6 protein-coding genes and 4 tRNA genes are annotated in these 6231 nt (G+C 70.9%); 4 read left to right on the top strand and 6 right to left on the bottom strand.

Annotation, left to right across the window (positions count from 1 at the left end):
* Positions 1-431: 431 nt before the first annotated feature.
* The 4 genes from ACZ5WK_RS39925 to ACZ5WK_RS39910 form a co-directional block, all read right to left on the bottom strand.
* A tRNA-Tyr gene (locus ACZ5WK_RS39925) sits at positions 432-511 on the bottom strand.
* A gap of 1 nt (position 512) precedes the next feature.
* Positions 513-607: transfer RNA gene (locus ACZ5WK_RS39920), tRNA-Ser, on the bottom strand.
* Positions 608-625: 18 nt separating this feature from the next.
* A tRNA-Ser gene (locus ACZ5WK_RS39915) sits at positions 626-710 on the bottom strand.
* A gap of 10 nt (positions 711-720) precedes the next feature.
* Positions 721-793, bottom strand: a tRNA-Gln gene (locus ACZ5WK_RS39910).
* Positions 794-934: 141 nt separating this feature from the next.
* Here ACZ5WK_RS39910 and ACZ5WK_RS39905 point away from each other — a divergent pair.
* Complete coding sequence (locus tag ACZ5WK_RS39905) at positions 935-2371, top strand: ISL3 family transposase (protein WP_465555433.1); 1437 nt, start codon at positions 935-937, stop codon at positions 2369-2371.
* The gene (locus ACZ5WK_RS39900; protein ID WP_465555431.1) at positions 2290-2745 is read left to right on the top strand and encodes an ISL3 family transposase; all 456 of its coding nucleotides are present in this window, start codon (positions 2290-2292) and stop codon (positions 2743-2745) included. Before ACZ5WK_RS39905 ends, ACZ5WK_RS39900 begins: the two co-directional genes overlap by 82 nt.
* A 204-nt stretch (positions 2746-2949) precedes the next feature.
* Here the strand turns inward: ACZ5WK_RS39900 and ACZ5WK_RS39895 are convergent, their stop codons facing one another.
* Positions 2950-4026, bottom strand: coding sequence for an ISL3 family transposase (locus ACZ5WK_RS39895; RefSeq protein ID WP_465555429.1), 1077 nt, complete (start codon positions 4024-4026; stop codon positions 2950-2952).
* Between the two features lie 37 nt (positions 4027-4063).
* Here ACZ5WK_RS39895 and ACZ5WK_RS39890 point away from each other — a divergent pair, with 37 nt between their 5' ends.
* On the top strand, positions 4064-4315 hold the full coding sequence (locus tag ACZ5WK_RS39890; protein WP_465555427.1) for a hypothetical protein: 252 nt from the start codon (positions 4064-4066) through the stop codon (positions 4313-4315).
* Here ACZ5WK_RS39890 and ACZ5WK_RS39885 read toward each other — a convergent pair.
* Positions 4293-5345 carry a helix-turn-helix domain-containing protein gene (locus ACZ5WK_RS39885; protein WP_465555425.1) on the bottom strand — a complete coding sequence of 351 codons (1053 nt, stop codon included), beginning with the start codon at positions 5343-5345 and terminating at the stop codon, positions 4293-4295. The two genes, ACZ5WK_RS39890 and ACZ5WK_RS39885, sit on opposite strands and share 23 nt — an antisense overlap.
* A gap of 176 nt (positions 5346-5521) precedes the next feature.
* Here ACZ5WK_RS39885 and ACZ5WK_RS39880 point away from each other — a divergent pair, with 176 nt between their 5' ends.
* The gene (locus tag ACZ5WK_RS39880; RefSeq protein WP_465555423.1) at positions 5522-6103 is read left to right on the top strand and encodes a peptidase inhibitor family I36 protein; all 582 of its coding nucleotides are present in this window, start codon (positions 5522-5524) and stop codon (positions 6101-6103) included.
* The last annotated feature ends 128 nt before the right edge of the window (positions 6104-6231 follow it).

The following is a 6231-nucleotide window of genomic DNA, read 5'->3' as shown; positions in this document are numbered from 1 at the left end:
AGCGACGCGCCGATCTCCACCAGGGACTACTCGACCTCGCCTGCAGCATCATCTGCCTCCGACGCCTTCGAAAGTCATTCTGAAACGATCAGTTACCCGGCGTGCGCTGTGACCGGCGCCAATTCCGGGCTTCAACGGCCCGTGCGACTTGCAACAAACTGTGGAGAGGTGGCCTCCGCCGTTCCTCACCGCCGCCCCGCCGTCCAGATCCGTTGCCTGGGACGCGGTCTACGCTCGGCGAAGGGCTGATGAGTGGGCTCGGGGCGCAGCTGGGATGCGGAGGTGGCCGGGTCGACCTCCGGTTCAGCGACCCATGGCGCCCACGTCGGATGGAGCTGTAGCGGCCCATCCGGCACCTTGGATGGCGGGCGCCGAGCGGCCGGAGCAGGGGTAAGGCCGACGCCGCTGCGGTTCCGGCAGTCGGGTTCGGGTGGGCGAGGGCGGATTCGAACCGCCACAGCCGAAGCGGGGGTGTTACAGACCCTTGGGCTCTCCTGTGCCCAGCTCGCCCTTGGCGGAGGAGGTGGGGGTCGAACCCACACGGGTGCTCGCGCACCCCAACGGTTTTCAAGACCGAGGCCGGCGCCGCCTGTCGGCTGGCTCCTCCGAGAACTGCTCTGCTGCGCGGAGAGTGCGCGGATCGAACGCGCGCGGGTGTAACCCCGACGACGGCTTAGCAAGCCGCTGCCTTACCACTCGGCCAACTCTCCTGGTGCTGCGCTGCCGGACGAGGATTCGAACCCCGAACTTCCTGATCCAGAGTCAGGCGTGCTGCCAGTTGCACCATCCGGCACTGCGAGGCGGCATGAAAAAGGGCCGCCCGTTCGGGGATGACCCCCAGGGCGGCCCGGCCGTCGGCCGGTGAGCACGCTACGAGGACATCCCGGGGATCTGGGAACTCGAGGAGCGCTGATATGACTGGTCGCTGATTGCGATGGTCACCGTGCTCTCCTCTCCGCCTCGCTCGGTCTTGGTGTCTCTACTGTCCAACAGGCCCCCCAGACGAGCAAACGAATTTCACGGGCGCACCTCAGCGGTCTCGACCCGCCCCCGCACCGGAAATCACGGGGCGCCCGCGCCGCCGTCTTTGGCCTCACATCGCAGCGGGTGCCAGGGCGGCGTCCGGTCGGCGGCGGGGTGGCGGCCGGGCCGGTGGGCGGACGGCGGGCGGACGGGCGGCCAGGCTGCCACTCAGTCCAGCGACTCGCTGCACTCGCGGCGCCACCACCTTTCGTCAGGACGCTTGGCTTCCCGGCGAACCGGCGACGAGGCGGGCTGTCCGTCATGCGGGACCGTCTCGACCCGAGTGCGCAGCAGCTACGTGCGGCGGTTGGACGACAGTGCCGGGGGCGGGCGTCGGGTGGTGGTCGAGTTACGGCTCCGCCGGTTCCGCTGCCGTGAACGAGCTTGCCCTCGGGCCACGTTCGTCGAGCAGGCGGCGGGGCTGACCTTCCGTCACGGGCGGCGGAGCCTGGGCCTGCAGACCGCGCTGCAGCAGCTCGCCCTGGCCGTGGCCGGTCGGGCGGGCTCTCGCCTGGCCGAGACCTTCGCGGTCCCGGTGAGCCGTTCCACGCTCCTGCGGCTGATACGCGCCCTGCCGGATCCGGCGCACGCGGTGCCGCGCGTGCTGGGCGTCGACGAGTTCGCCCTGCGCAAGGGCCACGTCTACGCCACGATCCTGGTCGACATCGAGACCCGCCGCGCAGTCGATCTGCTGCCCGACCGCACGGTCGAGACCGTCCGGTCCTGGCTGGCCGACCATCCCGGGGTGAAGGTCGTCTGCCGCGACCGGTCGGCCTCCTATGCCGAAGCCGTCCGGCTCGGCGCCCCGGACGCGATCCACGTCGCCGACCGGTTCCACCTGTGGCAGAACCTCGCCGACGCGGTGGAGAAGACCGTGCTCCAGCACCATGCTCTGCTACCCGAACCGGCCCCTGCAGCCGAGCCGGCTCCGGCCATCGCCCTGACCGCCGTCAGCTCCGAGCCCCGCCGGACCGGCCGGCTGTCCGACCGGGTCCGCGAACAGCACGCCGCCGTCCACACGCTCATGGAGGACGGCTTCAGCCTGCGCGCCATCGGCCGACGACTGGGCCTGGCCCGCAACACAGTGCGCCGGCTGGCCGGCGCGAAGGACCCGGACGAGCTGCTGGTCGGCCGCTGGACCGGACGCACCAGCATCCTCGACCCTACAAGCCCTGCCTCCACCAGCGGTTCGCCGAGGGCCACACCATCGCCCGGCGCCTGTTCGAAGAGATCCGACAGCGCGGCTACCCGGGCCAGGAGCAGATCGTGCGCGTCTACGTGCGCCGGCTCAGGGAGGCGTTCCCCAGTCAGGACCCACCCCGACGCAAGCCCTCCGTCAGGGACGTGACCAGCTGGATCACCCGCCACCCCGACCGCCTCCGCGACGAAGACGCCCAGCAGCTCAAGGACATCCTCGCCCGAATCCCGGTGCTCGCCACCACCGCCGAGCACGTCAGGGCCTTCGCCGAGCTGATGAACGACCGCCGCGGCCGAGAGCTCAAGGACTGGATCATACGCGTCCAGCAGAACCAGGTCCCGGCCCTTCGCAGCTTCGCCAACGGTCTCCTGCAGGACCTCGACGCGGTCGTCGCTGGCCTGACCCTGAGCTACAGCTCCGGCGCGGTCGAGGGCCACAACAACAAGATCAAGATGCTCAAGCGCCAGATGTTCGGCCGCGCCGGCTTCGACCTCCTGCGCAAACGCGTCCTCCTGGCGGCATGAGGCCGCCGGTCGTGGCGGCGTGGACGGTCACGCGGTCGGCGCGGATGGTCAGGGTATTGACCGCGACGTCGCAGGTCCGGTGAAGCCAGAGGTCTTGGAGGAGATCGTCAGCCACGACCGTTCATGATCGCGGTTCCGGTGACGCTCCGTGGCCCTGGCACGGAAAGTGGCTCTGTCGCTGATTGAGGGGTCTTGGCTGGCTGATCACGGTGATAGGAGGATGCGGCGGCGTAGGAGGTCGAAGTTGGTCCGCCCGTACATCTGGCGCTTGAGCAGCTTGATCCTGGTCACGTTGCCCTCTACTGCTCCCGAGGTGAGTGTGGTGTTCAGGGCCGCGAGAACGGCGGCGTGGTCGCGTCGGATGCCGCCGGCCAGGCTGCGGAGTTCGGGTTGCCCGTCGAGGCGGACGTCGGCGAGCCAGACATCGAGGGCCAGGTGCTCGCTGCGGCGTTCGCGGACCATGGTCGCCAGGCGCCGGGCATACTGGGTAGTCGTGGCCAGGGCCGGGCTGCGTTCGCACAGCTCGTCGAGGCACTTGCGTTCGGTGTCGTCGAGCCGCTCGGGTCGGCGCATGATCCAGTCGGTGACGCGGCGGACAGTCAGGTGGGGTGGTGGGGCCTCCGCCGGGATCGCTCCGGTTCGGTAGAGCCGCAGATGACGCTGAACGGTGTTGACGTCACCGCGGTAGCCCAGTTGCTGGATCTCGCGGGTGAGTGCGGAGGCGTTGGTGCAGCCCTCCATCCACCGGTGGTGCAAGTAGCGCCGGTAGTCGTCGATCACGCTGGGGCGGTGGGTCGCCGCGACGAGGAGTTGCTCCACGTCGGCGGCTCGGGCGAAACGCAGGACGGTGCCGCGACGGAGGCGGAGTTCACGGGCGATGGCCCGCAGGCTGTCGCCGCGCTCGATGCGTTCGTGGATCTGCTGGTGACGCTCGCGCGTGCGGGCGACCAGGGGACGCGGCCGGCCGTGGACGTCCAGCTCGTTCGAGCCGGCAGCTCCGGAACGGGGCATCTCATCCCGCTCTTCTCCGAGGTCGAGGGGTTCGCACAGGTCAGCGCGGTGGCGGCCGACAACTCGCTCGACGGCCTCGGCGAGGTTGTGCAGCAGGTGCCAGGCGTCGGCGACCTGTTGGGCCTGCGGCGCACCCGTGCGGGCACCGTCGCGGAAGGATCCGGCGCGGTCGCGGCAGATCGTCCGCACTTCGGGGTGGTCGCGCAGCCAGGTGGCGAAGGTGTTCGCGGCGCGATCGGCGAGGACGTCGACCGGCCGGTGGGTGTCCATGTCCACGAGGACCGTCGCGTAGGTGCGACCGCGCCGGATGGCGAACTCGGGCCTCCCGGCCTCCCGGCCGCACGCGCTCGTCCTCGAACTCGACGACGACCGGATCCTCCTCACCTCCCCCGGCTCGCCCCCGTCCAGGCCCGCGAGGTCGCCGAGGCCGTCCGCCCGTTCCTCGGCTCCCCCGGCCGCGACCCCGACCACCCTCTCACCACCCCTACCCCTGCACGTCGAACTCAGCCTCACCGACCGGCCAGCCACCGCCACCTTCATCCGCCTCCGCGGCGACTGACGCCCTCGACGCCCGGTCCCTGCGGATCGGGCCCTCGGACATCACTGGGTGCCACGCCGTACGCGGTGCGGAAGGCACGGCTGAAGTCCGCGTGCGCGCGGAATCCCCAGCGGGCGGCGACGTCCCCGATCGTGCGGTGGCGCAGCCGCGGGTCGACGAGGTCGACACGGGAGCGCTCAAGACGGCGACGGCGGATCGTGGCGGCGACCGTCTCGGGCCGCGTCCGGAACAGTTGGTGCAGGGTGCGCAGCGAGATGTGGTGGTGCGCGGCGATGCCGGCCGGGCACAGCTCCGGGTCTCCCAGGTTGTGCTCGATGAAGGTGTCGACGCGCGCGAGCAGCACCTGCTCCCGGGTCTCCACGGGCAGCGCGTCGCGTGCGTCGAGCAGGCCCGCGAAGTAGGCGGCGGCCAGATCGACACCGATGGCGCCCGTCCGGCGGAGCTCTGCCGGGCCGCCGTGGCCGGCACTGTCCAGGAAGCCGGACAGGAAGTGCCCGAGCAGCCCCCCGGCGGGCGATCGGACGGCGAGGGAACGGCCCAGCAGACGCTCCATCCGGTCGGCCTTCAGCGGCACGGCGGTCCGGGGCAGTTGCATCAGTGTGACCCGGTGCCTGCGGTCGTCCCGGGTGAAGAAGTCGGCCGCCAGCGGGCGGGAGGTGTCGAACACGGCCAGGCTGCCGGTCGTGAGGCTGGCGACGTTGCGGGACTGCTCCAGCTGGATCGGGCTGCCCTGCACCAGGAACAGGTGGTACTGCTCCGGGTCGAAACGCCGGATCTGGGCCGGTCCGCGACGGGCCGACATCGGGGAGAACGCGAACTCCGCCACCCGGGCGCCGGGCAGGTCGACCGCCCTCGCACTCCCGCGGAAGCCGCCCTCGTGGTCGCTGGTGAGCGCCACGGGCATGACGTCGGTCTCCATCAGGCAGCTCCACCACTCCAGCCGGTCCGGTGGAACCACCCCGTCGGTGGAGACCGACACCAGCGCCTCGGGTGCCGACCCGCACGCCCCTGCTTCGGTTGACGTGAACACAGAGAGATGATCCGGGTCGCAGCCGGGCCGCGTCCAGGCAGTTGTCGGCCATGACGGACGCCGACTGCGCCCGGTGCCAAGGAAGTTCGCACGCAGCGCCAAAGACCCGGGCGCCGGTGCGCGGCAACGATGTGACCAGCACACGACACGATCCTTCGATTCCCAGAGGTGACACCGTGACAGAGCACCGAACCCCCGGCTCCGGCTCGCCCGCGAGGATTCTCGCCGCGCTGGTCATGACCCTCCTCGCACTGGTGGGCACCGCGAGTGCGGCCGGCGCCGCCACCACCCCGGACTTCTCGGCCCAGGCCCACGGCCTCGGCCTGACCGACGCCCAGGCGAAGAGCCTCCAGGAGCGCGTCGACGCCTACCTGGCCACCACCGGCGGCACCCAGGTCTCGGCCAACAAGATCGCCCTGAACGGCGGGGAGCTGCTGCTCGCCCTCCCCGGGGAGCAGAAGGCCCGCAGCGTCCCAGCGGCGGGTGACGCGACGAGCCTGGCCGCCTCCTGCCCGTACACGTACGTGTGCGCCTACAGCGGCCCCAACTACACCGGTGACGTCCTGACGCTCTTCACGTGCAACTACCTGGTGTCCATTCCCTGGTCCGGGACCGGCTCGTGGATCAACAACCAACGGGCCACCCTGCACGCCAAGTTCTACGACTCGAACCGCAACCTCGGCTGGACGTCGCCCGGCGGCTACAGCTCGGACCCCGCCGCCCCCTGGGGCTGGGTCTTTTGGCTCAGCCCCTGCTAGGAGCCGCCTGATCAACCGCTGGTCGGGGGCCGAAGAATCGGGGCACAACCATGGTCGACGACGCCCCCCCCCCCCTGGTAACCCCGGTAAACGGGGGGGGGGGTGTCCCGCGTGCTCCCGCCCCGCCC

This window comes from Kitasatospora sp. NPDC032757 (assembly GCF_055579305.1).
The sequence above is the reverse complement of the archived record's forward strand: the minus strand, read 5'-3'. Positions and strand labels throughout refer to the sequence as shown.

Coding starts and splice junctions, on each gene's coding strand:
- ACZ5WK_RS39905 (WP_465555433.1), top strand. CDS start 935: ATGGTCACCGTGCTCTCCTCTCCGCCTCGCTCGGTCTTGGTGTCTCTA.
- ACZ5WK_RS39895 (WP_465555429.1), bottom strand. CDS start 4,026: ATGGACACCCACCGGCCGGTCGACGTCCTCGCCGATCGCGCCGCGAAC.
- ACZ5WK_RS39890 (WP_465555427.1), top strand. CDS start 4,064: ATGGCGAACTCGGGCCTCCCGGCCTCCCGGCCGCACGCGCTCGTCCTC.